We start from the raw sequence: 25,651 nt of genomic DNA on the forward strand, positions 1-25,651 counted from the left end.
CCGGTCAGAGCTTGACCAGCGGCGCGTAGCGCAGGACGAGGCGCTTGGTGCCGCCGGAGCCGAAGTCGACCGTCGCCTGGGCCTTGTCGCCGGCACCGTTGACCTCGACCACGGTGCCGAGCCCGAACGCGTCGTGGCTGACCCGGTCGCCGACCTCGACGGAGATGACCGGCCGGTTGCCCGCGCCGCCGCGCAGCCCGCCGGTGGACAGCCCGGTGGCCGCGACCCGCGACTGCGCCGACCCGTAGCCGGTGCTCGGCGCCGGGGTCGGGTCCGTGCGGGCCCAGTGGACGGTGTCCGACGGCAGCTCGTCGAGGAACCGCGACGGCGGGTTGTAGGCCGGCTGACCCCAGCTGGTGCGCACGGTGGCACGGGACAGGAACAGCCGCTTCTGGGCGCGGGTGATGCCCACGTAGGCCAGCCGCCGCTCCTCCTCCAGCTCGCGCGGGTCGCCGAGGGCGCGCAGGTGCGGGAAGACGCCGTCCTCCAGGCCGGTGAGGAACACGACCGGGAACTCCAGGCCCTTGGCGGTGTGCAGCGTCATCAGCGTGACGACGCCGGCCTCGTCGCCGGAGACGGGGATCTGGTCGGCGTCGGCCACCAGCGAGACCTGCTCGAGGAAGTCGGTCACCGTGCCGCCGGGGTTGGCGGCCTCGAACTCGGCGGCCACCGAGATGAGCTCGTTGAGGTTGTCGACGCGGCCCTCGTCCTGCGGGTCGGTGCTCGCCTCGAGCTCGGCGAGGTAGCCGGTGCGGTCGAGGATGCTCTCCAGCAGCGCGGCCGGGCCCGAGCCGGTCTCGACCAGCTGCTCGAACTCCTCCAGCAGCGCCACGAACTCCTGCAGCGCCTTGAGCGAGCGCGGCGCCAGCGTGGTGATCTCCGGGCAGCGGCGCAGCGCGGTGGCGAAGGCGATCCGCTCGCGGTCGGCGAACTGCTCGATGCAGGACTCGGCCTTGTCGCCGATGCCGCGCTTCGGCGTGTTGATCACCCGGCGCAGGCTGACGACGTCGGCCGGGTTGGCGACCACCTTGAGGTAGGCCAGCGCGTCGCGGACCTCCTTGCGCTCGTAGAAGCGCACCCCGCCGACGACCTTGTAGGGCATGCCGACGCGGATGAACACCTCCTCGAACACACGCGAGGCGTTGTTGGTCCGGTAGAAGACCGCGATCTCCTTCGGCTGCGCCTTCCCCTCGTCGACCAGCGCGTCGATCTGCTCGGCGACCCAGGCGGCCTCGTCGTGCTCGTTCTCGGCGACATAGCCCTCGATGAGCTCGCCGTCGCCGGCGTCGGTCCACAGGTTCTTGGGACGGCGGCCGGTGTTGCGGGCGATGACGGTGTTGGCCGCCTTGAGGATGCGCTGCGTGGAGCGGTAGTTCTGCTCGAGCAGGATCGTCGTGGCCTGCGGGTAGTCGCGCTCGAACTCGTCGATGTTGCGGATCGTGGCGCCGCGGAACGCGTAGATCGACTGGTCGGCGTCGCCGACGACGCACAGCTCCCCCGGCGGCACGGGACCCTCGCCGGTGCCGACCAGCTCGCGGACCAGCACGTACTGCGCGTGGTTGGTGTCCTGGTACTCGTCGACGAGCACGTGGCGGAACCGGCGGCGGTAGTGCTCGGCGACGTCGGGGAACGCCTGGAGCAGGTGCACCGTCGTCATGATCAGGTCGTCGAAGTCCAGCGCGTGCGCCTGGCGCAGCCGCTGCTGGTAGAGCCGGTAGGCCTCCGCGAGCACCTTCTCCGGCGCCGTCTGCGGGACGTAGGACTCCTCGTCGACCAGCTCGTTCTTCAGGTTCGACACCTGCGCGGCGAGGCTGCGGCCCGGGTAGCGCTTGGCGTCGAGGTCGAGGTCGCGGGCGACCATCGTCATCAGCCGCACCGAGTCGCCCTGGTCGTAGATCGTGAACGACGACTTCAGGCCCAGCTTCGACGCCTCGGCGCGCAGGATGCGCACGCACATCGAGTGGAACGTGGACACCCACATGGCCCGGGCGCGCGGCCCGACCAGCTGGGCGACGCGCTCCTTCATCTCGCCGGCGGCCTTGTTGGTGAAGGTGATCGCCAGGACCTCGCCCGGCTGCACCCCGCGGGCGCCCAGCAGGTAGGCGATGCGGTGCGCGAGGACGCGGGTCTTGCCCGACCCGGCGCCGGCGACGATGAGCAGCGGACCGCCCTCGTGGACGACGGCCTGACGCTGGGGACCGTTGAGCCCGGCCAGCATGCGGTCCAGTTCCCGGCCGGCCGAGCCGGGAGCGGAACGCTGGAGCGCGGCGGTTCCGGGGAGGGCCTGCTGCACGCTGCTCATAGACACACCACTGTAGTTCGGAGGAGCGACAGGACCGCCCGTCGCCGGGGAAGGCCGTGGAGACGTCCCGGGGTGCTGTGGCACACTCTCCGCCGTGCTGCTCACCAGCTCCAGCTTTTCCTACGGGCACCGGGTTCCGGTGTCCGTCGCCGCTGGCTGAGCAGCCGCCGCAACGAACGCCCCGGGCCCGAGAGCCCGGGGCGTTTCTCGTTCCCGGGGTCCCACGGCCACCGTCCCGCCCCGGAGGAACCGATGACCAGCGCCCTGCCCACCACTCCCGCCGCCGACGAGCGGATCGCCGACCTGCGGACCGAGATCGACGCCTGCGACGCCGAGATCATCCGGCTCGTGCAGCGCCGCCTGGCGGTGTCGGCCGAGATCGGTGAGCTGCGCCGCGCCGCCGGCGGCACCCGGCTGTCGCTGTCGCGCGAGCAGCAGGTGGTCGCCCGCTTCCAGAACGCGCTCGGTCCCGACGGCGCCGCGCTCGGCCTGCTGCTGCTGCGCCACGGCCGCGGGCGCCTGTAGCGGCGATGTCACGGAGCGGGCGGCTGCGTCGTCTGCATGGCGTGCCCACCGGAGAGGACGCCGTCATGACCAGCAGCACCGCCCGCATCCCGCTCGACCCGCCGCGCACCCTCGTCACCCGCGCCGTGGACTGGTACTCCCGCCGCACCTTCGGCTCGACGCTCGAGCCGGCCGCCGCGATGGGCCACCACCCCCGGCTGCTGGTGACCCAGCTCCGCCACGAGCAGGCCCTCGCCCGGTGGAAGCGGCTCGACCCGACGCTGAAGTCGCTGGCCGTCATGTCGGCGGCGGTGACGGTCGGCTGCTCGTGGTGCGTCGACTTCGGCTACTGGGTCGGCGCCGCGCACGAGGGCATCGACCCTGCCAAGCTGCGCGCCGTCCCCACCTGGCGGGACAGCGACGTGTTCACCGACCTCGAGCGGCGGGTCGTCGAGTACGCCGAGGCCATGAGCACCACGCCGATGGGGGTCACCGACGAGATGGTCGCCGGGCTGCGCCGCCACCTCGACGACGCCGCGCTGGTCGAGCTGACGACGATGGTCGCCGTGGAGAACTCCCGGGCCCGCGCGAACAGCGCCCTCGGCCTGCACAGCCAGGGCTTCCGCGACCGCTGCGAGCTCCCCGCCCGGGCATGACCGACGTCCTGGCGGCCTTCGACGCGCACCGGCGGCTGCTGTTCACCGTCGCCTACCGGATGCTGGGCAGCGTCGCCGACGCCGAGGACGTCGTCCAGGACGCCTGGCTGCGCTGGTCGACGGCCGACCGGGACGACGTCGTCGACCCGCGCGCCTTCCTGGTGCGGGTGACCACCCGGCTGGCCCTCGACCGGCTGGACTCCGCCCGCGCCCGGCGGGAGACCTACGTCGGCCCGTGGCTGCCCGAGCCGCTGCTCACCGGGGGTGCCGGCGACCCGGCCGACGACGCCGTGCTCGGCGACGAGGTGTCACTGGCGCTGCTGGTCGTCCTCGAGACCCTCTCCCCCGCCGAGCGCGCCGTCTTCGTCCTCCGCGAGGTGTTCGGCATGCCCGCCGGCGAGGTGGCCGCGGTGCTCGGCCGGTCGGAGGCCGCGGTGCGCCAGCTCGCCCACCGCGCCCGGGAGCACGTCGCCGCGCGACGGCCGAGGTTCGACGCCGACCCGCGGGCCCACCGCGAGGTCACCGAGCGGTTCCTGGCCGCGACGATGGGCGGCGACGTCGACGCGCTGCTCGCCGCGCTCGCCCCCGGCGCGGTGCTGGTCACCGACGGCGGCGGCCGGGCCAAGGCGGCGCTGCGGCCGATCACCGGCGCGGACAAGGTCGCCCGGTTCCTCGCCGCGGTGGCCGCGGACGGCGCGTCCCTGCCGGGGCTGCGGATCGGGATGGCGGAGGTCAACGGGCTGCCCGGCGTGGCGGCCTGGACCGACGCCGGCCCGTTCGTGGCGGTGTCGCTGGTGGTGGCCGACGGGCTGGTGCAGCAGGTCTTCGTCGTGCTCAACCCGGACAAACTCGCCGGTCTGCGAGCGGGGGCAGGAGGGTCCTCCTAGGCTCCGCCGGGTGACCGCTCCCCCGCCCCGGAAGCCCGCCGAGCACGTCGAGCGCGCCCTCTGCGTGCTCGCCCACCCCGACGACGTCGACTTCGGCAGCGCCGGGACGGTGGCGACCTGGACGGCGGCCGGCACCGACGTCACCTACTGCATCGTCACCGACGGCGACGCCGGCGGCTTCGACGAGACGCCGCGGGAGCAGATGGGCCCGCTGCGGCAGGAGGAGCAGCGCGCCGCGGCCGCCGCCGTCGGCGTCACCGACGTGCGCTTCCTCGGGTACCCCGACGGGCGGCTCGAGCTGACCCTCGGCCTGCGCCGGGACATCAGCCGGGTCATCCGGCAGGTCCGGCCGCAGCGGGTGCTCACCAGCTCCCCGGAGCGCTGGTACGAGCGCGTGGCCGCCAGCCATCCGGACCACATGACCGTGGGGGAGTCGACCCTGCGCGCGGTCTACCCCGACGCCCGCAACGCGTTCGCCTTCCCCGAGCTGCTGGCCGACGAGGGGCTGGAGGCGTGGACGGTGGACGAGGTGTGGCTCGGCGCCAGCCCGCGGGCCGACCACGCCGTCGACGTCACCGACGTCGTCGAGCTGAAGTTCGCGGCGCTGAAGAGCCACGTGACGCAGATCAGTCACGTCGAGGACCTCGAGGCGTTCGTCACCGGCTGGATGGCACAGACCGCCCGCCGCTTCGACCTCCCCGACGGGCGCCTGGCCGAGGCCTTCCACGTGGTCCACACCACCTGACGACGGCGGACACGGGAACGGGGCCGGCCCCGCAGGACCGGCCCCGTTCCCTCGGTGTCAGGCGGCGTGCTGGTGGGCCAGCCCGCCACTCTCCTCAGCGAACGTGCCCTCGGGACCGGCCGGTGCCGGCAGCTCGAAGGGCTTGCCGGGGACCCGCTTGCCCGGGACGCCGTTCACGGACTCCGTGGAGTACGCGTAGGTCAACATCGCGAAGGCGATCAGGTCGCTGTTGACCTCGAGGGCGTGGAGATCCACGTTCTCGTAGGTGTCGCAGGCCTCGTGGTAGCACGGGTCGAACTGCTCACCCGCGGTACCGCCCCAGATGGCCGCCTGCTCCTCGGTCTTGATCCCCTCGGCGCCGGTGAAGAGGCCACCGGAGGGGATGCCGGCGAGGATGAACGCCTCGTAGTCACTGCGCCCCGAGTACTCGGTGTCGTCGTACGGCTCACCGACGTAGGTGTAGTACGACTCGTAGAGGTCCTCGATGGCGGTCGAACCCGGCGGAATGGTGACGCCCTCGGGTGCCGGGAACGTGGACTCGTCGGAGTCGTAGACCATGAAGACGTAGTTCGGCGACCCGACCATGTCGTAGTTCATGTAGAGCGCGATGCGCTCACGCTCGGCCTCCGACAGCCCGGCGACGTAGTCCGCGGAGCCGACCAGGCCCTGCTCCTCCGCCGCCCACCAGGCGAACCGCAGCGTGTTCTCCGGGTGGGTGTTGGCCATGAGCAGCGCCGTCTCGAGGATCGCCGCCGATCCGGAGCCGTTGTCGTTGATGCCCGGCCCCTCGGTGACGCTGTCGAGGTGCGCGCCGGCCATGACCACGTTGTCCGGGTTCTTGCCCGGCAGCTCGGCGATCACGTTGTAGTCGGTACGCGTCTCGGCGGGCAGGACCTCCACGAACGCGGTCGAGCCCTCCTCGGCCAGCGCGAGGCCGTCGGCGGAGCTCGCGCCCACCACGGGGATGCCGTGGGTGACCGGTCCGGGAGCCCCCGGGATCGGCTCGTCGACGCTCGTGGCGTCGGCGACGATCAGTTCCTCCCGCTCCGGGGTGTTGCCCTGGTTCATGACGATCACCGCTTCGGCGCCGGCCTGCTCCGCGTAGTAGGCCTTCGTCCCGAAGAAGCAGGTGCCGCGCTGGACGAGCGCGATGTCGCTGTCACCGCTCCAGTCGACGCCGGCGAAGTCCTCGGGCTCGCAACCGCTGGTCGAGACGGCCAACTCCCCGGTCTCCAGGCTGATGTCGATGGGGATGACCTGGCCCTCGACCTCGCCTGAACCGCTGCCGGTGAAGACGCCGGTCTCGTACTCGGCCGCGACCGGCGTGAGCTGACGGAGCACGGCCGGGAAGTTGAACGTGATCTCGACCGGGTCCAGCGTGACCTCGTAGCCGGCCTCCTCGAGCAGGTCGGCCACGTAGTCGACGCTGTCCGCGTAGCCGTCGGTGCCGGCCGCCCGGGTCCCCGGGTAGACCGGGTCCGTGCTGTTGTCGGCGATCTTCTGGAACTCGGCCTGGTGCTCCCGGACGCCCTCGAGCGTCACGCACTCCAGGAGCTTGTCGTAGGTGTTGTTGCTGCGGTGGTCGCACGCGTTGCCGCCCGGCGCCGCGAGCGCGGCGTTCGCGGGCAGCGCGAGGGCCACCAGCAACCCACCGGCGCCCGCTGCGACGGCCCGCACGGACCTCGTCCGTCGATCTGCCATCCCGTTCCCCCTCGTCAGGTCCGCCGGGCCACGATGACCGGCGGACACGTCCCGGTTCCCGATCGGGCGAGGATGGCCCGGGGCCGCGCGGAGGTACAGAGCCGGCACGGACCGCGGCCGGCCCGCGCCGGCCGACTTCCGGCTCCTGGGAGTCGGCTGCGAGGCAGCTGGGAGGCGGGTTTCCGGGACTCCGGATGCCGGTGTGACGCAGGACACACCGGGGACGCGCTACCGACCGTCCGTCCACGCCGGGTGACGCTCCGCATCCGGCGCACTCGAGGGAAACCGGGCCGACACGCGCGTCGCGGAACCGCAACACGGGGTCCGTAGACCGGCTGCCACCCACCCGGCACCCGGAGGTCCGATGTCCCAGCCCCAGCCCGACCCCGCAGCCGCCGCCGAGCTCGTCGAGCGCGGCATCGGCCGGCGCTCCTTCGTCCAGGCCGCGCTCGCCACGGGGGCGCTGCTCGGTGCCGGCGTCGCGGCCGCCGCCCCGGCACACGCCACCCCGCGGACCCGGCTGCCCGGCGAGGTCCTGCAGCCGGGCCGCGGCCCGATCGACGGGGAGGTCTACCTGCCCTCCCGCCCCGAGGAGGTCCTGTGGGGGTACCTCCCCCGCACGACCGACACCCCGGTGGCGCGGGTGCGCTCGGGCGGCACCGTCACCGTCGACACGGTCAGCCACGAGGGGCTGCTCGAGGACCAGGGCCGCGACCCGGTCGGCTGGTTCGGCGCGCAGGGGGTGCCGCGCGGGCAGGTCCTCGACGACGCCGTCGCGGTGGCCGCGTCCTACGCCCGGCACGAGCGCGACTTCGACGCCGACGGGCCGCACGTCGTCACCGGCCCGGTGTACGTCGAGGGCGCGCGGCCGGGCGACGTCCTCAAGATCGAGCCGCTGACCGCGCTGCCGCGGGTGCCCTACGGCGTCGTCTCCAGCCGGCACGGCAAGGGCTCCCTCGCCCGGCAGCTGGCCACCCCGGCGGGCGGCATCACCGAGGCCGAGGTCATGCCCCCGGTGTCCACCGACGGCCGCGCCACCGGCGACCCGACCCGCTACGGCAACGTCTCGGTGTTCACCCCGGTCCGCCGCGGGCGCGGCGGGCAGGCGTACGCCTCGCTGCCCGTGGGGACCGGCGGGAACCGCGTGTCCTGGCCGGTCGACTGCTTCGCGGGGCTCATGGCGGTGGCCACGGTCGGCGACGCGCCGGTGCCCAACGACCCGCTGGTCAACTCCATCCCGCCGACCGTGGGCGGCGGCAACATCGACATCCGCCGGCTGAACGTCGGATCCGCGTTCTACGTGCCGGTGGTGGCCGACGGGGCGCTGTTCTCCGTGGGCGACCCGCACATGTCGATGGGGCACGGCGAGGTGGCGCTCACGGCCCTGGAGGGGTCACTGCGGCTGACCTTCCGGCTCACGGTGTGCCGCGCGGGCTCGGGGGACGCGCCCTCGGTGGCCTTCCGGTACCCGTTCGGCGAGTCACCGGACGCCTGGCTGCCGATCGGGCTGTCCGATCCCGACGGGTACCGCGACGGGCAGTTCGTCGACCTCGACGTCGCCGCCCGCCGCGCCGTCGTCAATGCCCTGGACTTCCTCGAGCACGACAGGGGGATGGACCGCTCGGTGGCCTACGCCTACCTGTCGGCGGCCGCGGACTTCGAGGTGTCGCAGGTCGTGGACCGGACCGTCGGGGTCCACGGCGTCATCTACAAGAGCCACTTCGGCTGAGGCTCAGAGCAGGCGGTTGGTCGCCGCCCACCGGGTGAGCTCGTTGCGGTTGGACAGCTGCAGCTTGCGCAGCACGTTGGACGCGTGCGACTCCACGGTCTTCACCGAGATGAACAGCCGCGAGCCGATCTCCCGGTAGGTGTAACCGCGGGCCAGCAGCTGCATGACCTCGCGCTCGCGGGCGCTGAGCAGGTCCAGGCCGGGGTCGGTGGCGGGGTCCGCGGCCGGTGCCGACGGCGCGCTCGCGGCGAAGGCGTCGAGCACGAAGCCGGCCAGCCGGGGGCTGAAGACGACGTCGCCCTCGGCCACGCGCTGCACCGCCGAGCGCAGGTCCGGCCCGGAGATGGTCTTGGTGACGTAGCCGCGGGCGCCGGCGCGGATGACCGCGATGACGTCCTCGGCGGCGTCGGACACCGACAGCGCCAGCCAGCGCACCTCCGGCAGCTCCGCGCGCAGCGTCTCGAGCACCGTCCGTCCCCCGCCGCCGGGCAGGTGCACGTCGAGCAGCACGACGTCGGGACGGGCGGCGCGGATGCCGGCGATCGCGGCGTCGGCGTCGGCGGCCTCCCCCACGACGGTGACCGAGTCGCCGAGTTCGGAGCGGACGCCGGCGCGGACCATGGCGTGGTCGTCGACGAGGAAGACGCGGGTGCTCACGCGGCTTCCTCGCGCGGCAGCACGAGCTCGACCTCGGTGCCCTCGCCGGGCGCCGAGCGCACCGTCGCCGTCCCGCCCAGGCGGGCCAGCCGGCCGGTCACCGAGTCGCGCAGGCCGCGGCGGTCGGCGGGGACGGTCGCCGGGTCGAACCCGGCGCCGCGGTCGCGGACGTACACCGACACCGACTGCGCGCCCACCTCGGTGTAGAGGTCGGCCGAGGTCACGCCGGCGTGCTTGGCGGCGTTGAGCAGCGCCTCGCGGGTGGCCGCGCCGAGTGCGGCCAGCGCGTCGTCGACCGGGGCGTCGCCGACGACGACCGGGTCGACGGTCAGCGCGTGGTCGCCCTCCACCTCGGCGACCATCTGGGAGACCAGCGCCGCCCAGGTGCCACCGCCGGCCGACGACGCCGGCTCGTAGAGCCAGCTGCGCAGCTCGCGCTCCTGGCTGCGGGCCAGCCGGGCGACGGCCTGCTGGTCGCCGGAGTGGCGCTGGATGAGCGCGAGGGTCTGCAGCACCGAGTCGTGCAGGTGCGCGGCGACCGCGGCCCGCTCCTCCGAACGGACGCGCGCGGTGCGCTCGGCCTCGCGCGAGTCGAGCAGCCGCCGCCAGAACGGCGCCGTGGCCAGCACGACGCCGACCAGGATGACGATGGTGGCGACGAAGCCGTTGCGCGCGGCGGCCAGCTGACCGGTGGTGGCCAGCAGCAGGACCAGACCGAGCGCGGCGAGTGCTGCACCGCCGGCGAGCACCCACCGGACGCCGGGGCGGGCGAGGGTGCTGTCGGTGTCCAGCTGCCGCCAGATGACGGCGAGGCCGCCGCCGACCAGCAGCAGCGGGGCGATGAGGTCGTTGCTGCCCCAGGTGGCCAGGTTGGTGACCAGCACCAGCGCGCCGAGGCCGAAGAAAGCCAGCCCCACGGTCTGCCGGCGGCTGGGCCGGGGCGTGGCGTCGGGGGCCACCTCGCCGAGCGGCACGAAGAACCACAGCACCGCGTAGGCGACGACGCCGATGCCGGTCACCGCGAGGACGACGAACATCGCGCGGACGACGAGCGGGTCGGTGCGCAGGTGCGCCGCCGTCCCCGCCGCGACGCCGGCCAGCAGCCGTCCCGAGCGCGGGCGCACCAGCGGCGGGCGGCCGTCCGGCACCGCCGTCGCCGCCGCCGTCCCCACCGCCGCCCCCACCGCCGTCGCCCCCGCGGGCACGAGCGGCCCTCCGGCGGGCGTGGGCGCGCCGCCGGGGAGCAGCGGTGCTGCCGCGGGCACGGGGGCTGCCGTGGGCACGGGGGCTGCTGTGGGCACGGTGACGGGACCGGCCGGCGGCGGAGCACCGGCCGGCGTCCCGCCCGGGGTGGGCGCCGTCCTCGTCACGGCACCGATCGTCGCACCGCACTGACCCCGCCCGGTACCGGGAAGCCCCCGGACGGGCAGGACCAGGGTCGGATGGGGGCCTTCCCCGATGTCGCGGCGGGCGCCGGATGGGGACGCTCTGTGTCATGACCGCCCCCTTCCCTCCTCCCGCACCGTCCCTCGAACCCCCGCCACCCGTCCGGCCCACGCTCCGGCGCAGCCGCAACGACAGGATGGTCGGCGGTGTCGCCGGCGGGCTCGCCGAGTACAGCGGCGTCGACCCGCTGCTGTGGCGCGTCGGCTTCGTCGCGCTGACCCTCGCGGGCGGCACCGGCGTCCTCGTCTACGTGCTGCTCCTGCTGCTCATGCCGAGGGCCCCGCGCCGCACCGCCGTCGACGGCGCACCCGCCGAGCCGGCCGGGCCGCGCTCCCCCGTCGCCGGGCTGACGATCGCCGGCCTGCTCATCGCCGTCGGCCTGATGGTCCTGGTGACCCGCTACACCGGCCTCGACGTCGGGCCCCGCGGCTTCCTGGCCACCGCGCTGCTGGTCGTCGGCCTGGGGCTGGTCGCCTCGGCCGTCACCCGCGCACGGGCGCCGCGCGGCGGGCTGATCGCGCTGGGCTCGGTGCTCACGCTCGCGCTGCTGTTCACCTCGGCGGCCCCCGCGTGGGACGGGGACGGGCCGGCGGGTGGCTTCGGGGACCGGGAGCACAAGCCGGCCACCGTCGAGGACGTCCGCCCGGTCTACCGCCTGGGCGCCGGTGACATGGACGTCGACCTCTCGCGGATCGACGTCGACGACATCGACGAGCCGATCGAGGTCCGCATCGAGCAGGGCTTCGGCGACCTCGAGGTCGAGGTCCCCCGCGACGCCGACGTACAGCTCGCCGTCGAGAACGGCCTCGGCGAGGCCGACCTGTTCGACCAGAGCGACGACGGCTACTTCCGCGCCCCGGGCGGCGACGACGAGCCCGAGTTCATCCTGACGATCGACCACGGGGTCGGCGACCTGGAGGTGTCCCGTGCCTGACTACAGCGAGTTCCCCACCACCCCGACGGCCTGGCAGGAGCGCGCGCTGGCCGAGGACTGGCAGCACGGCTCCACGCTCCTGCCGGTCGAGCAGCCCCGCAGGCGTCGCGTCGACCTGGTGGCCATGGTGCCCGGCGTCGCGTTCGTCGTCCTGGCGCTGGTCTTCCTGGTCGGGGTGACCGTGCCGCTGGGCTTCCTGGCCGACGGTGGGCTGCTGTGGCTGGTCCTGGTCGGCGTCGGCGTGGCGCTGATGGTCAGCGAGCTGCGCAAGGCACGCCGCAGGCGCGGCTGACCGCACGGGGGCGGATCCGGCGAGGGCCCGGGGAGCGAGGAGCTCCCCGGGCCCTCGCGCGTGCTCAGCCGGCGACCCGGCCGACGAAGGCCAGTGCCTCCCGCCACAGCCGCTCGGTGGCCTGCACGTCGTACTCGGCGGGCAGGCCCGGGTCGGTGAACAGGTGCCCGTCGCCGGGGTACTCGAGCACCTCCAGCTCCCCGCCGGCCGCGGCCACGTCGTCGGCGAACGCGCGGTCCCACTCCTGGGAGCGGAAGGGGTCGCCGGTCGTCCGGTGCAGCTGCGCCGGCAGCCCGGCCGGCCAGGACGGCGCCCCGAGGACGGCCATCGGCAGCGCCCCGGAGACCAGCAGCACGCCGCTGACCCGGCGCTGCGTGGCCACGTGCTCGGCCATCCCCGCGCCGTTGGAGAAGCCGGCGGCCACGAACCCGTCGGGCAGGTCGCAGACGGCATCGGCCGCCCGTGCCATCAGCGCCGGGAAGCCGACCTCCTCGACGTAGGCCCCGGCGGTGCCGTAGTCGTCGAAGACCCGCCCGTCGTACTGGTCGACGACGAGGACCTCGTGCCCGGCGGCCCGCAGCCGGGCGGCGGCGTCGGTGACGCCCTCCCGGACGCCGAGGACGGAGTGGAAGAGCGCGACGGTCGTCATGCACCCACGGTGGCAGGGGGTCGGTGACACCGTCCTGTCACCGACTCCTGCCAGGATCGACAGCGTGAACCGCACCGACCGGTTGCACGCGCTCACCGAGGAACTGCGCCGGGCCGGGCCGCGCGGGCGGACGGCGCAGCGGCTCGCGGCGTGGCTGGAGGTCTCGCCGCGCACCGTCAAGCGCGACGTCGGCGCGTTGCAGCAGGCCGGCGTCCCGATCTGGGCGAGCTCGGGTCCCGGTGGCGGCTACGTCCTCGACGCCGCGGCCACCCTCCCGCCGGTCAACCTCACGCCCGCGCAGGCGGTGGCGGTCGCCGTGGCGCTGGCCGGCATGCGGGACGCGCCGTTCGCCGTCGACGGCCGCGCGGCGCTGGAGAAGGTGCTCGACGTCCTCGGCCCGCAGGCGCGGGCGGAGGCGGAGCGACTCGGCGGACGGGTGTGGGTGCGCGCGGGCGCGCAGGGACGTCCGGACCCGGCGCCGGTGGTGGAGCAGGCGCTGGCCCGCCGCCGCGTCGTCGCGATCACCTACCGCGACGGCGCGGGGACGACGTCGCGGCGGCGGGTGGAGCCGCACCTGCTGGCCCGCACCGGCGACCGCTGGTACCTCGTCGGCTGGTGCCGCGAGCGCGACGCCCCGCGCTGGTTCCGGTGGGACCGCATCGAGGCCGCCGACCTCACCCCCGAGCCGGCGCCCGAGCGCGACCCCGCCGTCTACGGCACCCCGCCTCCCGACGCACACGCCGTCCGGTAGCCGTCACGTCCAGGTCACCCGGGCCGACGCCGTCCCCGTCTTCTCGAAGTACTCGACCCGGATCTCGTGCGTCCCCGCCTGGAGCTGGTCGAGGGTCCACGAGCCCGTTCCGCCGGCCGCCCAGCGGTCGATCCTGAGCACCCCGTCGACGTACACCCGGATCCCCTCGTCACCGGTGGCGGTGAGCACGTGGGCGCCGGCGGTGAAGGAGAAGACGCCGGTCCAGCGTGCCGAGAAGTTGTTCTGCCCCGTCCCGGGAGCCGCCCCGGTCCCCCAGTTGCGGTCCAGCGGAGCCGCCTCGCAGCCGGTCGACGCCGGGGTGCCCGAGAGGGTGCGGTTGGCGAAGTACTGCGCCCGGTACTGGCCGGCCGCACAGGTGGTCCGGTACGTCGCCGTGTAGGTGACCGCGGCGGTCCCCGCCGTCACCTGGTGGGTCTGCGCCCCTCCGTCGGACCACGAGACGAACTCCTGCACGACGCCCGCCGAGGTCTGCGGGGACACCGCCGTCAGGCTGGTCGTCGCACCGACGATGAGGGTGGCGGTGAACGGGGTGGCCGCCGTCCGCGAGCCCAGGGTGACCTGCAGGCCAGCGGGCTGCGTGGCCACCGTGACCGGCACGGTCCGCGGCTGCAGCTCCCGGGTCACCGTGGCCGTCCGGCCCGCGGCGTCGCGGGCCGTCAGCTGCAGGGCCAGGTGGGCGGGGTACTCGTGGTCCGGCGCAGCGATGGAGGCGCCGGACACCCCCGTCCACGACTGCAGCGGGTGGTCGTGGCACGCGTCGGGACAGTGCCGGAGGACCATCTGCCAGGTCAGCGCCGTGGCCGGCAGCGGCTGCCCGGCACCGTCGGTCGCCGAGCCGGTGAAGGAGATCGTCTCGCCGACCTGCCAGGTCGTCCCGGCGGCGGGGGTGGCGATCTGCGGGACCGGGTCCCCGGCGGGCGTCGCGGTGGTCGCCCAGCTCAGCTTCGCGACCGCGTCGCCGCCGGTCTCGAACCACTCCACCCGCACCTGGTGGACGCCGGCCGTCAGCTGCCGGGTGCCGGTGAAGGTGGTGGCCGACTGGTCCTGCCACTGGTCGATGAGCGTCGTCCCGTCCACGGCGACGCGGATCCCGTCGTCGCTCACCGCGGTGAAGGTGGTGTTCCCGCCCGCGCCGAAGTCGAAGGTGCCCGTCCACCGGGCGGAGAAGTTGTCGGGCCCGACGCCGGCCGGCGCACCGGCACCCCAGTCGTGGGACAGCGGAGGCGGCTCGCAGGCCGTCACCGCGGGCGCGCCGGTCAGCGTCCTGTTGGGGAAGTACTCGGCGAGGTACTGCCCCTGCGGGCACGTCGTGGGCGTCGGGGTGGTGCCGCCGTAGACGACGCGCCGGACGGTCCCGCCGTTGAGGTCGGCGTAGAACAGCTCGCCCTGCGGGGAGATCTCCAGGTCCACCGGTCCGGCGGCGTCGGTGACGAAGGGGCGCGCCTTGAGTCGGTCGGGCAACCCGTCGGTGCCCCGGGTCATCACCCAGATGCAGTTGCGCGAGTAGTCGGAGAAGAACAGCGCGCCGTCGTACTCCGCCGGGTAGGGCCCGCCCGCGTAGAAGGAGAACGACAGGCCCGACGACGACGAGCCGGCCGTGACCCGGCAGTTGTCGTTGGCGTTGAGCGGCTGGCCGTGCCGGTAGGGGAAGTACGGCGCGGTGACGGCGCCGGCGCCCTGGGCGTAGAGGTCCTCGCACACCGTGAGGTCGAGGCCGTCGTAGGCGCCCTGGCGGCCGTCGCCCTCGTAACAGGGCCAGCCGAAGTTCGTCGGGCGGGCGGTCGGGGTGACGAGCCGGTCGAGCTCCTCCCACGAGCCCCAGCCGACGTCGCCGATCCAGATCTCGTCGGTGCCCGGGCGCTGGGTGAGCCGGAAGGGGTTGCGCAGGCCGAAGGCCACGATCCGCCGGGCGTTGGCGTCGGCGGACGCCGCGTTCGGGTTGTCCGGGAGCGCCGCGCCGGTGTCCGGGGAGACGCGGATGACCGTGCCGTCGAGGGTGACCGGGTCCCCGGTGGTGAGCAGGTCCTGGGAGCGCAGCGCGCCGCCCTGCGCGGTCGGCGGGGTCATCGCACCGCCGACGCCGCCCGGCGGGTCGCCGCACGGGTTGACCGGGTTGCCGTCCTGGCCGTAGTCGGCGAAGTCGAAGCTGGCGCCGTCGCCACCGGAGGCGTACAGCGCGCCGTCCCGGCCGAAGACCAGGTCGCCGATGCTGTGGCTGGGGTACTGCTGGCACCAGTCGTGCACCAGGTCCTGCTTGGTCGTGGCCGTCCCGGTCAGCGTCAGCTTGACGAGCTTGGCGCTGACGACGCAGCCGTCGCTGGTGGCGCCGGGCGGATTCGGGCAGGGATCGCTGTCGGCGCCCGCCGTCCCCCACCGGGGCGCGGTACCGCCGACCGGGCCGTCGAAGGTGTACAGCGCGTACAGGTACGGCCGGGCCGGGAACCCCGGGTCCACCGCGAGCCCGAGCAGCCCGCGGTCCCAGAAGTTGTGCACCTCGGTGCGCAGGTCGGCGATCCGGGTGGGCGTGCTGTCACCGAGCCCGTCGAACATCTGCACGGTGCCGCGCTTCTCGGCGACGAAGACCCTGCCGTCGGGAGCGAAGCGGACCGCCGTCGGGTTGACCAGGCCGCTGAAGGCCGTGGTGTCGCTGAAGCCGGGCTGGGGTGCCGCGGCCGCCGGAGTCGCGGTCGGAAGGACCACCGCCAGGCAGGCCGCGACCACCAGCAGGAGGGCGGCGGCCCCGACCGCCGTCGCATGCGCCGTCCGCCGCAGCTGCCGCATCCCGAGGGCCATGGCCACTCCCCGTGTCCGCCCCGGACACCGGTGGCCCGGGGGGCGGGAACGCTAACCCCGCCCCTCTAGCGGCGAGGACGCGCGCACCCGGACCGCGAGAAGTGACCCGGGTCACACAGCGCGGCGTGACCCCGTGTGACCGGCGGGGCGGTGACCGGCGGGGCGGTCACTCCCACTCGATGGTGCCGGGCGGCTTGCTCGTGACGTCGAGGACGACCCGGTTGACCTCGCGCACCTCGTTGGTGATCCGGGTGGAGATCCGGGCGAGCAGGTCGTAGGGCAGGCGGGTCCAGTCCGCGGTCATCGCGTCCTCGCTGGACACCGGCCGCAGCACGACGGGGTGGCCGTAGGTGCGCCCGTCGCCCTGCACGCCCACCGAGCGGACGTCGGCCAGCAGCACCACCGGGCACTGCCAGATCTCGCGGTCCAGGCCCGCGGCGGTGAGCTCGGCGCGCACGATGGCGTCGGCCTGCCGCAGCACGTCGAGCCGTTCCTGGGTCACCTCCCCGACGATCCGGATGCCCAGCCCCGGGCCGGGGAACGGCTGGCGCCAGACCATCGCCTCGGGCAGCCCGAGCTGGACGCCGACCGCGCGCACCTCGTCCTTGAACAGCGTGCGCAGCGGCTCGACGAGGGTGAACTGCAGGTCCTCGGGCAGCCCGCCGACGTTGTGGTGGCTCTTGATGTTGGCCGTGCCGGTGCCGCCGCCGGACTCCACGACGTCGGGGTACAGCGTCCCCTGCACGAGGAAGTCGACGCTCTCGCCGTGCTCCTTCGCGTCGCCGACGACGTCGAGGGCGGCCTGCTCGAAGACCCGGATGAACTCCCGGCCGATCGTCTTGCGCTTCTCCTCGGGGTCGCTGATCCCGGCGAGCGCGGCGAGGAACTGCTCGCGGGCGTCGACCACCCGCAGGTCCACCCCGGTGACGGCGACGAAGTCCCGCTCGATCTGCTCGGTCTCGCCCTCGCGCATGAGGCCGTGGTCGACGTAGACGCAGGTGAGCCGGTCACCGATGGCCCGCTGCACCAGCGCCGCGGCGACGGCGGAGTCGACGCCGCCCGACAGCGCGCACAGCGCCCGGCCCCCGCCCACCTGCTCGCGGATCCGCTCGACCTGCTCCTCGACGACGTTGGCCGTCGTCCAGGTGGGCTCGAGGCCGGCGATGTCGAACAGGAAGTGCTCGAGCACCGTCTGCCCGTGCGAGGTGTGCCGCACCTCGGGGTGGAACTGCACGCCGGCCAGCCGCCGGTCGACGTCCTCGAACGCCGCGACCGGCGCGCCGGTGGAGGTGGCGGTGACGGTGAACCCGGGCGGCGGGGTGCTGACGGCGTCGCCGTGGCTCATCCACACCGACTGCTGCACCGGCAGGTCGCCGAACAGCCGCCCGCCGGTGGTGACGGTCAGCGGCGTGCCGCCGTACTCGCGGTCGCCGGTGTGGGCCACCGTGCCGCCGAGCGACTGCGCCATCGCCTGGAACCCGTAGCAGATGCCGAAGGCCGGGACCCCGCCCTCGAACAGCGCCGGGTCGACCTGCGGGGCGCCCTCGGCGTAGACGCTGGACGGGCCGCCGGAGAGCACGATCGCCGCCGGCTCCCGCTCGAGGATCTCCTTGACGGGCACCGACGACGGCACGATCTCGGAGTAGACGCCGGCCTCGCGGATGCGCCGGGCGATGAGCTGGGCGTACTGCGCGCCGAAGTCGACGACGAGGACGGTCGGGAAGTCCATCAGTCCGGCCGACCACCGATGACGAGGTCCACGCGCTGGAACTCCTTGAGGTCGCGGTAGCCGGTCTTGGCCATCGTGCGGCGCAGCGCGCCGAAGAGGTTGGTCCGGCCGTCGGAGGTCTCCGCGGGCCCGAGCAGTAGCTGCTCCAGCGACCCGCGGGCCGGCACCGGCGCCGACGTGCCGCCGCGCGGCAGCCGCGGGTGGGCGGCCACCGAGTCCCACCACACGCCGCCGGCCGGGGCCTCCCGCGCCGCGCGCAGCGGCTCGCCGAGCTGCACGGCGTCGGCGCCGCAGGCCAGCGCCCGCGCGATGGCGCCGCTGGTCTCGATCCGGCCGTTGGCGATGACGTGCACGTACCGGCCGCCGGTCTCGTCGAGGTAGTCGCGGCGGGCGGCCGCGGCGTCGGCGATCGCGCTGGCCAGCGGCACCCGGATGCCCATGACGGCGTCGCCGGTGGAGTAGCTGTCGGCGCCCACGCCGACGATCACGCCGGCCGCGCCGGTGCGCATGAGGTGCAGCGCCGTCGTGTAGTTGGCCGCGCCGCCCACGATCACCGGGACGTCGAGGTCGGCGATGAAGGACTTGAGGTTGAGCGCCGCGCCCTGGGTGGTCACGTGCTCGGCGGAGACGATCGTGCCCTGGATGACCAGCAGGTCCACGCCGGCGGCCAGCACCGCGGGCGCGAGCTGCTCGGTGTGCTGCGGCGAGACGCGCACCGCCGTCGTCACCCCGGCGTCGCGCATCTCCTTGATGCGGGCGGTGATCAGGTCGGGCTTGACCGGCTCGCAGTAGACCTGCTGCAGCAGCGACACCGGCGGCGGCGCCTCGGCGCCGGCCTCGCGCAGCTGGCGGTAGACCGGCAGCGGGTCGTCGTAGCGGGCCCACAACCCCTCGGCGTTGAGCACGCCGAGGCCGCCGGCCTGCCCGACGGCGATCGCCGTCGCCGGGCTGACGACGGCGTCGCTGGGGCTGGTGACCAGCGGGATGTCGAAGCGGAAGGCGTCGATCTGCCACGCCGTGGAGACGTCGTCGACGTCGCGGGTGCGGCGAGACGGGACGATCGAGACCTCGTCGAGGTCGTAGCCCCGGCGGGCGAAGCGGTTGAGACCGATCTCGACGGTGTCGCGTGCGGGCACGTCAGCGCCCCCGGTAGTTCGGGGCCTCGACGGTCATCTGGATGTCGTGCGGGTGGCTCTCGGTCAGGCCCGCCGACGTGATGCGCGTGAGCTGGCCGCGCTCCTGCAGGTCGGCGATCGTGGCCGCGCCCGCGTAGCCCATCGAGGCGCGCAGGCCGCCGACGAGCTGGTGGGCGACGGTGGCCAGCAGGCCGCGGTAGGGCACCTGGCCCTCGATGCCCTCGGGGACGAGCTTGTCGTCGGAGAGGACGTCGTCGGCGAAGTAGCGGTCGCGGCTGTAGGACTGGTTGCCGCGCTTCTGCATCGCGCCCAGCGACCCCATGCCGCGGTAGGTCTTGAACTGCTTGCCGTTCATGAACACCAGCTCCCCCGGGGCCTCCTCGACCCCGGCGAACAGGCCGCCGATCATCACGGTGTCGGCGCCGGCCACCAGCGCCTTGGCGATGTCGCCGGAGTACTGCAGACCGCCGTCGGCGATGACCGGCACGCCGGCCGGCTTGCACGCCAGGCTCGCCTCGTAGATGGCGCTGATCTGCGGGACGCCGACGCCGGCGACCACGCGGGTGGTGCAGATCGAGCCCGGGCCGACGCCGACCTTCACCGCGTCCGCACCGGCGTCGACCAGCGCCTGCGCACCGCCGCGGGTGGCCACGTTGCCGCCGACCACCTGCACGCCGCCGTCGCCGCCGAAGTCCTTGCGCACCCGGGCGACCATGTCGAGCACCGCCCGCTGGTGGCCGTGCGCCGTGTCGACGACGAGCACGTCGACCCCGGCGTCGACCAGCAGCCCGGCGCGCTTGTAGGCGTCCTCGCCGACGCCGAGCGCCGCGCCCACGACCAGCCGGCCGTCGGCGTCCTTGGTGGCGTTCGGGTACTGGTCGCGCTTGACGAAGTCCTTGACCGTGATCAGGCCGCGCAGCCGCCCGGCCTCGTCGACGATCGGCAGCTTCTCGATCTTGTGCTGGGACAGCAGCCGCAGCGCGGTGTCGGGGTCCACGCCGACCGGGGCGGTGACCAGCGGCATCTTCGTCATGACGTCGCGCACCAGCCGGTGCGGGTCGGTCTCGAAGCGCATGTCGCGGTTGGTGACGATGCCGATGAGCACGCCCTCGTCGTCGACCACCGGGGCGCCGGAGATCCGGTAGCGCCCCGACAGGGCGTCGACCTCGGCGAGGGTGTTGTCCGGCGAGCAGGTGACCGGGTTGGTGACCATGCCGGCCTCGGAGCGCTTGACCAGGTCGACCTGGCCGGCCTGCTCCTCGGCGGCGAGGTTGCGGTGCAGCACGCCGACGCCGCCGACCCGCGCCATGGCGATGGCCATGCGGGCCTCGGTGACGGTGTCCATCGCGCTGGACAGCAGCGGCACGGCGATCCGGATCCCCCGGGTCAGCCGGCTGCTGGTGTCGACCTCCGCCGGGACGACGTCGGACTCACCGGGGATGAGCAGGACGTCGTCGTACGTGAGGCCGAGCGGCGCGAACTTCGCCGGCAGCTCGGGGCGGTGGCCGTCGGGGCCGTGGTCGTCGGGCTGCATGGTCGCCGCCACCCTCTCCGTCGGGTCAGCCCCCGCCTGAGGTGCGGGAACCACCGTCGATCGTAGGCCGGGCGGTCCGGCGCCCGGGACGCCGCCGGGCGCTGGGCGTGGAACCGGGGGCAGAGGCGGCTACCGTGGTCCTCCGGATGCGCGAGCCCGCGCGTCCGGGCCGGGACGACCGCGCCGCCAGCACCGAGGAGAGGAGGCACCCGTGAGCCCGTTCGACGACGACGCCCCGGGGCCCGACTTCGACTCGCCGTCGGACCCGCCACCGCTGTCGATGGAGGAGCGGGCCGGGGTCCTCGACGACCTGGCCGAGCTCGAGGTATTCCGCACGCTGCTCGAGCCGACCGGCATCAAGGGCATCGTGGTCGACTGCCCGGACTGCGACGAGGAGCACCACGTCGACTGGGCGCTGATGCAGGCCAACCTGCGCCAGCTGCTCGAGGAGGGCCAGACCGGCCGGCACGAGCCGCCGTTCGACCCCGACCCCGACGACTACGTCAGCTGGGACTACGCCAGCGGCTACGCCGACGGGGTGGCCGCGGTGGCCGAGCGCGAGGAGCCCGGCTCCGGCCGCGGCGGCCGCCACGCCCGCGAGGAGTGAGGACGAGAACGCACTGAGGGGCCCCTCCGGCATCCGGTGGGGCCCCTCGGTGCGTTCTGCTCTGGCTCAGCTCATCATGCCGCGGCGGAAGCCCGTCGCGACCGCCTCGGCGCGGTCCTTGGCGCCGAGCTTGCGGAACAGCCGGCGCGCGTGGGTCTTGATGGTGTCCTCGGAGAGGTACAGCTCGCGGCCGATCTGGGCGTTGCTCTTGCCCTGGCTCATGCCGGTGAGGACCTGCATCTCGCGCATGGAGAGCGTGACGGCCGGCGGGGCCTCGCGGACGGTCGTGCTGACCGCGCGCGGACCGGCACCGTTGAGCGGGGTGGCCCAGGCCGGGGCGGGCGCGCCGACCGAGGCCAGCGGCACCGGGGCGGGCGAGGGCTGCGGCGGGCGGCCGTCGGCGCGCAGGCCCACCCGGGACAGGCCGAGGCCCATCTCCAGGGCGCTGGCGTCCCACCGGAGGTACCCGCGGGCCCCGACGGCGACCGCGGCGCGGACGGTCTCGGCGTCGTCGGGGGCGCCGAGCACCAGCACCGGGACACCCGGGTGGTTGCGGATGACCTGCGTGGCCACGGTCAGACCGGTGTCCACGGCACGCTGCGTGCCGACCAGGAGCACGTCGGGCTGCCGGGTGGCCAGGCGCTGCTGGAGAGCGACGGCGTCCCCGACGACCTCGACCCGGCCCACGAAGGGCAGGGCCACCAGGCGGCCGGCGACGTCGTCCCGGACCCGGCGGCGCTCGTCGTACACCCACACGGTCGTGGCCCCGTGGCCCGGGCCGCGCATCCTGTCGTCGATCACGCTGTGCTCCTCGTCTCCCCCGGCCGTGGAGGGCACCCGGATCGTCGTGTGACCCGGAACGGCAACGGCCTGGAAAACACCATGACCGGCCGTGACCGGGGGGAACACCCGTGATCACCCTGCGGGGGGAGACGGGGACCGGGAAAATGCTCGATCCCGGTGTGTTTGACCCTCGTGACCCTCGGGCACCGGCTCCCTGCGACCGGACCGCCCCCTCCGGCTCGCACCGAGCCGAGGAGGACCGACATGGCCGACATCCGCCGTCTCCCGACGCCCGTTGCCGAGGTGTGGGACTGGCAGCTGCACGGCGCCTGCCGCGGTGAGAGCACCGCACTGTTCTTCCACCCCGACGGCGAGCGCGGCCCCGCCCGTGCACGGCGCCAGGCTGCCGCCAAGGCCGTCTGCGGCAAGTGCCCGGTCGTGGAGGCCTGCCTCAAGCACGCGCTGAGCGTCCGGGAGCCCTACGGCGTGTGGGGCGGCATGAGCGAGGAGGAGCGGGCCCGGCTGATCGCCGCGGAGCCCGCCGCCGTCGCCGCCGGGGTGTAGCACCCCCGACGACCTCGAGAGGGCCGGTCCAGCAGTCGCTGGACCGGCCCTCTCGTCGTGTGGTGGTCAGGCCGTGCGCTCGGCCCTCATGACCTCGTCGTGCACCCACGAGCGCCCCCCGTCGTGCGAGGTCTCGGCCGACCAGGTGAAGGCGTCGGGCCGGACGTCGGAGAAGCGCCAGCGCAGCCACGGCTCCTCGTCGTCGCTGAGCAGCACGACCCCGCCGTCGCCGGTGGGGCGGCCGGTGAACCGGCGGACGCGGCCGTTGACCGGGTCCATCCAGGTGGAGCGCCACGTACCGGGGTGCCTCGGGTCCGGGAAGCGCACGGTGGTCCCGTGGAAGGCCCGGGGCGGGACCCCCGCACCGGGTTCCCCCGGCCCGGGGACCACCCAGACGTCCTGCACGGCCCGGCCACCGAGCACCCGCCCGACGTGCAGCTCCCCCACCGCGGTCGACCAGGTGCCGTCCGGCTCGCGGCCGGACCAGGACAGCCGCCACGCGCCGACCAGCCGGCCGAACAGCGCCAGGTCGTCGGCGCCCGCCGGCTCCGGCGCGTGCAGGACGTCGTGCAGCACGGGGACCCTCCTCCGTCAGACCGCTGTCAGATCGACAGTAGGCTGTCGGAGTGACCGACGTCCAGGAGGCCTACCGGCTGCTCGTCGCCGACGTCTACGAGCTGGCCGGCACCTCGCGCCGCACCAGTGAGGCGATCGCCGCGACGGCGGGCCAGACCACCGCGCGGTGGCACGTGCTCAGCGTGCTCTCGGGGGCGCCGTCGACGGTGGCGACCGTGGCGCGCCGGCTGGGCCTGACGCGCCAGTCGGTGCAGCGGGTCGCCGACGGCCTGCTCGCCGACGGCCTGGCCGACCGCGCCGCCAACCCCGACCACCGCACCGCGCCGCTGCTGGCGCTCACCGACGCCGGCCGGCAGGCACTGGCCGCGCTCGTCGAGCGGGGCGACGCCGACCGCGCCCGCGTCCTGGACGCGGCGGGCACCTCCGCGGAGGAGCTGCTCGCCTGCCGCGCGGTCCTCCGGCGGCTGCTGGCCGCTCTCGACACCCCCTGAGACGCCGCGAGGGCCGGCCCAGCCGCAGCTGGACCGGCCCTCCCGGTGCTCGCCCCCTGCCGGGGGCCGGCCTCAGTGGCTGTGGCCGTGACCGTGCGAGTGGCCGTGGGTGTGGTGCCCGGCCCCCGCGTGGTCGTGCTCCTCCTCCGGCGCCTCGACGACGGCGGAGTCGGTGGTGAGGATCATCGCCGCGATCGACGCGGCGTTGCCCAGCGCGGCCTTCGTGACCTTGACCGGGTCGATGACGCCCTCGGCGGCCAGGTCGCCGTACTCGCCGGTGGCGGCGTTGAAGCCGTTGCCCACCCCGAGGTCGCGGACCTTGCTGACGACGACGCGACCCTCGAAGCCGGCGTTGTCGGCGATGCGGGCCAGCGGGGCGTCCAGCGCGCTGCGGACGGCGCGGGCGCCGGTCAGCTCGTCACCCGACAGGTCCAGCGCGTCGATCGCGGCCGCGGCGTGCACGAGCGCCGAGCCACCGCCGGGGACGACGCCCTCCTCCACCGCGGCGCGGGTGGCGGCGATGGCGTCCTCGATGCGGTGCTTGCGCTCCTTGAGCTCGACCTCGGTGGCCGCACCGACGCGGATGACGCCGATGCCGCCGGCCAGCTTGGCCAGCCGCTCCTGCAGCTTCTCGCGGTCCCAGTCCGAGTCGGTGTCCTCGATCTCGCGGCGGATCTGGGCGACCCGGTCGGAGATCGCGCCGGCCGTGCCGCCGCCGTCGACGACCGTCGTCGTGTCCTTGGTGACGGTGACGCGGCGGGCGGTGCCGAGCACCTCGAGGCCGACCTGGTCGAGCTTGAGGCCGACGTCCTCGCTGACGACCTGGCCGCCGGTGACGATGGCGAGGTCGGTCATGAAGGCCTTGCGGCGGTCGCCGAAGTAGGGCGACTTCACCGCGACGACGCGGATCGTCTTGCGGATGGAGTTGACGACGAGGGTCGACAGCGCCTCGCCCTCGACGTCCTCGGCGACGATCAGCAGCGGACGGGCGCCCGAGCCGAGCACCTTCTCCAGCAGCGGCAGCAGGTCGGCCAGCGCGCCGATCTTGCCCTGCACCAGCAGCACGAGGGCGTCCTCGAGGACGGCCTCCATCGCCTCCTGGTCGGTGACGAAGTACGGCGAGAGGTAGCCCTTGTCGAACTGCAGGCCCTCGGTGACGTCGAGGTCGGTGGAGAGGGTGTTGCTCTCCTCCACGGTGATGACGCCGTCCCGGCCGACCTTCTCCATCGCCTCGCCGATCAGCTGACCGACCTCGGCGTCCTGCGCGGAGATGGTGGCGACGCCGGCGACGGCGGCCTGGTCGTCGACCGGGATGGCGACCTCGTCGAGGGCCTTGCTCACCGCGTCGACGGCGGCGCGCATGCCGCGGCCGAGCGACATCGGGTTGGCGCCGGCGGCGACGTTGCGCATGCCCTCCTTGACCAGGGCCTGGGCCAGCACGGTCGCGGTGGTGGTGCCGTCACCGGCGACGTCGTTGGTCTTGGTGGCGACGTTCTTGGCCAGCTGGGCGCCGAGGTTCTCGTACGGGTCCTCGAGGTCGACCTCGCGGGCGATCGTGACGCCGTCGTTGGTGATGGTCGGGGCGCCGAACTTCTTGTCGAGGACGACGTTGCGCCCGCGCGGGCCGAGGGTGACCTTGACGGCGTCGGCGAGCTTGTCCACGCCGCGCTCGAGCGCGCGGCGGGCGTCCTCGTTGAACTTGATGATCTTGGCCATGGGGCCCTTCCGATCAGGGGGAGAACAGCGTGGGACGACGACCGCCCCGGGACCCGGTCAAGACGGGTCGCCGGGGCGGTCGGGGGAGCTAGCGGGGAAGTGGGGTCACTTCTCCACGACGGCGAGCAGGTCGCGGGCGGAGAGCACGAGGTACTCCTCGCCGGCGTACTTGACCTCGGTGCCGCCGTACTTCGAGTAGATGACGACGTCGCCGACGTTGACGTCGAGCGGGACGCGGTTGCCGTTGTCGTCGATGCGGCCGGGGCCCACGGCGATGACCGTGCCCTCCTGCGGCTTCTCCTTGGCGGTGTCCGGGATGACCAGGCCGGAGGCGGTGGTCGTCTCGGCCTCGTTGGCCTGGACGACGACGCGGTCCTCGAGCGGCTTGATGTTGACCTTGGTAGCGGTCGTCACGAGGTGACGCCCCCTTCGGGATCGGACGGCGGGT

Annotated in this window: 24 protein-coding genes; 11 read left to right on the forward strand and 13 right to left on the reverse strand. The window is 74.3% G+C overall.

Annotated elements, in window-relative coordinates; genetic code table 11:
- Positions 1–4: 4 nt before the first annotated feature.
- The gene (pcrA, locus tag FN207_RS00620; RefSeq protein WP_142456482.1) at positions 5–2,302 is read right to left on the reverse strand and encodes a DNA helicase PcrA; all 2,298 of its coding nucleotides are present in this window, start codon (positions 2,300–2,302) and stop codon (positions 5–7) included.
- A gap of 252 nt (positions 2,303–2,554) precedes the next feature.
- On the opposite strand from pcrA, the gene FN207_RS00625 reads away from it, so the two are divergent.
- From FN207_RS00625 to FN207_RS00640, 4 genes are all read left to right on the forward strand, one after another.
- Complete coding sequence (locus tag FN207_RS00625; protein WP_142456483.1) at positions 2,555–2,827, forward strand: chorismate mutase; 273 nt, start codon at positions 2,555–2,557, stop codon at positions 2,825–2,827.
- Between the two features lie 65 nt (positions 2,828–2,892).
- Positions 2,893–3,462: a carboxymuconolactone decarboxylase family protein gene (locus FN207_RS00630; protein ID WP_142456484.1), complete on the forward strand. Its 570-nt coding sequence runs from the start codon at positions 2,893–2,895 to the stop codon at positions 3,460–3,462.
- On the forward strand, positions 3,459–4,349 hold the full coding sequence (gene sigJ, locus FN207_RS00635; RefSeq protein ID WP_142456485.1) for an RNA polymerase sigma factor SigJ: 891 nt from the start codon (positions 3,459–3,461) through the stop codon (positions 4,347–4,349). Before FN207_RS00630 ends, sigJ begins: the two co-directional genes overlap by 4 nt.
- A gap of 10 nt (positions 4,350–4,359) precedes the next feature.
- Positions 4,360–5,094, forward strand: a complete 735-nt coding sequence (locus FN207_RS00640) for a PIG-L deacetylase family protein (RefSeq protein WP_142456486.1) — start codon at positions 4,360–4,362, stop codon at positions 5,092–5,094.
- A 57-nt stretch (positions 5,095–5,151) separates the two neighbouring features.
- Here the strand turns inward: FN207_RS00640 and FN207_RS00645 are convergent, their stop codons facing one another.
- Positions 5,152–6,771 carry a M28 family metallopeptidase gene (locus FN207_RS00645; protein WP_221887983.1) on the reverse strand — a complete coding sequence of 540 codons (1,620 nt, stop codon included), beginning with the start codon at positions 6,769–6,771 and terminating at the stop codon, positions 5,152–5,154.
- 388 nt (positions 6,772–7,159) lie between these two features.
- Between FN207_RS00645 and FN207_RS00650 the strand changes: the two genes are divergently transcribed.
- Positions 7,160–8,524: an acetamidase/formamidase family protein gene (locus FN207_RS00650; protein ID WP_142456488.1), complete on the forward strand. Its 1,365-nt coding sequence runs from the start codon at positions 7,160–7,162 to the stop codon at positions 8,522–8,524.
- A gap of 3 nt (positions 8,525–8,527) precedes the next feature.
- Here FN207_RS00650 and FN207_RS00655 read toward each other — a convergent pair whose 3' ends face one another.
- Together FN207_RS00655 and FN207_RS00660 are read right to left on the reverse strand one after the other, a co-directional pair.
- A complete protein-coding gene (locus FN207_RS00655) occupies positions 8,528–9,181 on the reverse strand; it encodes a response regulator (protein WP_142456489.1) in 654 nt (217 codons plus the stop codon).
- On the reverse strand, positions 9,178–10,464 hold the full coding sequence (locus FN207_RS00660; RefSeq protein ID WP_246065653.1) for an ATP-binding protein: 1,287 nt from the start codon (positions 10,462–10,464) through the stop codon (positions 9,178–9,180). The genes FN207_RS00655 and FN207_RS00660 overlap by 4 nt, the downstream gene beginning before the upstream one ends.
- 212 nt (positions 10,465–10,676) lie before the next feature.
- Here FN207_RS00660 and FN207_RS00665 point away from each other — a divergent pair, with 212 nt between their 5' ends.
- Together FN207_RS00665 and FN207_RS00670 are read left to right on the forward strand one after the other, a co-directional pair.
- Positions 10,677–11,561, forward strand: a complete 885-nt coding sequence (locus FN207_RS00665) for a PspC domain-containing protein (protein ID WP_142456490.1) — start codon at positions 10,677–10,679, stop codon at positions 11,559–11,561.
- Positions 11,554–11,853 carry a hypothetical protein gene (locus FN207_RS00670; RefSeq protein ID WP_142456491.1) on the forward strand — a complete coding sequence of 100 codons (300 nt, stop codon included), beginning with the start codon at positions 11,554–11,556 and terminating at the stop codon, positions 11,851–11,853. The genes FN207_RS00665 and FN207_RS00670 overlap by 8 nt, the downstream gene beginning before the upstream one ends.
- 64 nt (positions 11,854–11,917) lie before the next feature.
- Here the strand turns inward: FN207_RS00670 and FN207_RS00675 are convergent, their stop codons facing one another.
- A complete protein-coding gene (locus tag FN207_RS00675) occupies positions 11,918–12,502 on the reverse strand; it encodes a dienelactone hydrolase family protein (RefSeq protein ID WP_142456492.1) in 585 nt (194 codons plus the stop codon).
- A gap of 64 nt (positions 12,503–12,566) precedes the next feature.
- Between FN207_RS00675 and FN207_RS00680 the strand changes: the two genes are divergently transcribed.
- Positions 12,567–13,253 (forward strand): helix-turn-helix transcriptional regulator, encoded by a 687-nt coding sequence (locus tag FN207_RS00680; RefSeq protein WP_142456493.1) that lies wholly within the window; start codon positions 12,567–12,569, stop codon positions 13,251–13,253.
- Positions 13,254–13,256: 3 nt separating this feature from the next.
- Here FN207_RS00680 and FN207_RS00685 read toward each other — a convergent pair whose 3' ends face one another.
- From FN207_RS00685 to guaB, 4 genes are all read right to left on the reverse strand, one after another.
- Positions 13,257–16,067 carry a PA14 domain-containing protein gene (locus tag FN207_RS00685; RefSeq protein ID WP_142456494.1) on the reverse strand — a complete coding sequence of 937 codons (2,811 nt, stop codon included), beginning with the start codon at positions 16,065–16,067 and terminating at the stop codon, positions 13,257–13,259.
- Between the two features lie 166 nt (positions 16,068–16,233).
- Entirely contained in the window at positions 16,234–17,796 is a 1,563-nt protein-coding gene (guaA, locus tag FN207_RS00690) for a glutamine-hydrolyzing GMP synthase (RefSeq protein ID WP_142456495.1), read from the reverse strand.
- Entirely contained in the window at positions 17,796–18,932 is a 1,137-nt protein-coding gene (locus FN207_RS00695) for a GuaB3 family IMP dehydrogenase-related protein (RefSeq protein ID WP_142456496.1), read from the reverse strand. The genes guaA and FN207_RS00695 overlap by 1 nt, the downstream gene beginning before the upstream one ends.
- A gap of 1 nt (position 18,933) precedes the next feature.
- A complete protein-coding gene (gene guaB / locus FN207_RS00700; protein ID WP_142456497.1) occupies positions 18,934–20,466 on the reverse strand; it encodes an IMP dehydrogenase in 1,533 nt (510 codons plus the stop codon).
- A gap of 211 nt (positions 20,467–20,677) precedes the next feature.
- Here guaB and FN207_RS00705 point away from each other — a divergent pair, with 211 nt between their 5' ends.
- Positions 20,678–21,073 carry a DUF5319 family protein gene (locus FN207_RS00705; protein ID WP_142456498.1) on the forward strand — a complete coding sequence of 132 codons (396 nt, stop codon included), beginning with the start codon at positions 20,678–20,680 and terminating at the stop codon, positions 21,071–21,073.
- 66 nt (positions 21,074–21,139) lie between these two features.
- Here FN207_RS00705 and FN207_RS00710 read toward each other — a convergent pair whose 3' ends face one another.
- Positions 21,140–21,874 (reverse strand): response regulator transcription factor, encoded by a 735-nt coding sequence (locus FN207_RS00710; protein ID WP_142456499.1) that lies wholly within the window; start codon positions 21,872–21,874, stop codon positions 21,140–21,142.
- A gap of 246 nt (positions 21,875–22,120) precedes the next feature.
- Here FN207_RS00710 and FN207_RS00715 point away from each other — a divergent pair, with 246 nt between their 5' ends.
- Positions 22,121–22,420: a WhiB family transcriptional regulator gene (locus FN207_RS00715; protein ID WP_075013352.1), complete on the forward strand. Its 300-nt coding sequence runs from the start codon at positions 22,121–22,123 to the stop codon at positions 22,418–22,420.
- Between the two features lie 66 nt (positions 22,421–22,486).
- Here FN207_RS00715 and FN207_RS00720 read toward each other — a convergent pair whose 3' ends face one another.
- Positions 22,487–22,996: a hypothetical protein gene (locus tag FN207_RS00720; RefSeq protein WP_142456500.1), complete on the reverse strand. Its 510-nt coding sequence runs from the start codon at positions 22,994–22,996 to the stop codon at positions 22,487–22,489.
- A 50-nt stretch (positions 22,997–23,046) separates the two neighbouring features.
- Between FN207_RS00720 and FN207_RS00725 the strand changes: the two genes are divergently transcribed.
- Positions 23,047–23,487, forward strand: coding sequence for a MarR family winged helix-turn-helix transcriptional regulator (locus tag FN207_RS00725; protein WP_221887984.1), 441 nt, complete (start codon positions 23,047–23,049; stop codon positions 23,485–23,487).
- Positions 23,488–23,559: 72 nt separating this feature from the next.
- On the opposite strand, the gene groL is transcribed toward FN207_RS00725, so the two are convergent.
- Both groL and groES read right to left on the reverse strand, forming a co-directional pair.
- Positions 23,560–25,203 (reverse strand): chaperonin GroEL, encoded by a 1,644-nt coding sequence (gene groL / locus FN207_RS00730; protein ID WP_110905697.1) that lies wholly within the window; start codon positions 25,201–25,203, stop codon positions 23,560–23,562.
- 105 nt (positions 25,204–25,308) lie between these two features.
- The gene (groES, locus tag FN207_RS00735) at positions 25,309–25,617 is read right to left on the reverse strand and encodes a co-chaperone GroES (protein ID WP_110005357.1); all 309 of its coding nucleotides are present in this window, start codon (positions 25,615–25,617) and stop codon (positions 25,309–25,311) included.
- Positions 25,618–25,651: the final 34 nt, after the last annotated feature.

Source organism: Geodermatophilus aquaeductus, assembly GCF_900182545.1.
GTDB classification, from domain to species: domain Bacteria; phylum Actinomycetota; class Actinomycetes; order Mycobacteriales; family Geodermatophilaceae; genus Geodermatophilus; species Geodermatophilus aquaeductus.

Bases quoted from the DNA above. Each gene is read 5' to 3' on its own strand.
- pcrA (WP_142456482.1), bottom strand. From the start codon at position 2,302: ATGAGCAGCGTGCAGCAGGCCCTCCCCGGAACCGCCGCGCTCCAGCGT.
- FN207_RS00625 (WP_142456483.1), top strand. From the start codon at position 2,555: ATGACCAGCGCCCTGCCCACCACTCCCGCCGCCGACGAGCGGATCGCC.
- FN207_RS00630 (WP_142456484.1), top strand. From the start codon at position 2,893: ATGACCAGCAGCACCGCCCGCATCCCGCTCGACCCGCCGCGCACCCTC.
- sigJ (WP_142456485.1), top strand. From the start codon at position 3,459: ATGACCGACGTCCTGGCGGCCTTCGACGCGCACCGGCGGCTGCTGTTC.
- FN207_RS00650 (WP_142456488.1), top strand. From the start codon at position 7,160: ATGTCCCAGCCCCAGCCCGACCCCGCAGCCGCCGCCGAGCTCGTCGAG.
- FN207_RS00665 (WP_142456490.1), top strand. From the start codon at position 10,677: ATGACCGCCCCCTTCCCTCCTCCCGCACCGTCCCTCGAACCCCCGCCA.
- FN207_RS00675 (WP_142456492.1), bottom strand. From the start codon at position 12,502: ATGACGACCGTCGCGCTCTTCCACTCCGTCCTCGGCGTCCGGGAGGGC.
- FN207_RS00685 (WP_142456494.1), bottom strand. From the start codon at position 16,067: ATGGCCCTCGGGATGCGGCAGCTGCGGCGGACGGCGCATGCGACGGCG.
- guaA (WP_142456495.1), bottom strand. From the start codon at position 17,796: ATGGACTTCCCGACCGTCCTCGTCGTCGACTTCGGCGCGCAGTACGCC.
- guaB (WP_142456497.1), bottom strand. From the start codon at position 20,466: ATGCAGCCCGACGACCACGGCCCCGACGGCCACCGCCCCGAGCTGCCG.
- FN207_RS00715 (WP_075013352.1), top strand. From the start codon at position 22,121: ATGGCCGACATCCGCCGTCTCCCGACGCCCGTTGCCGAGGTGTGGGAC.
- groL (WP_110905697.1), bottom strand. From the start codon at position 25,203: ATGGCCAAGATCATCAAGTTCAACGAGGACGCCCGCCGCGCGCTCGAG.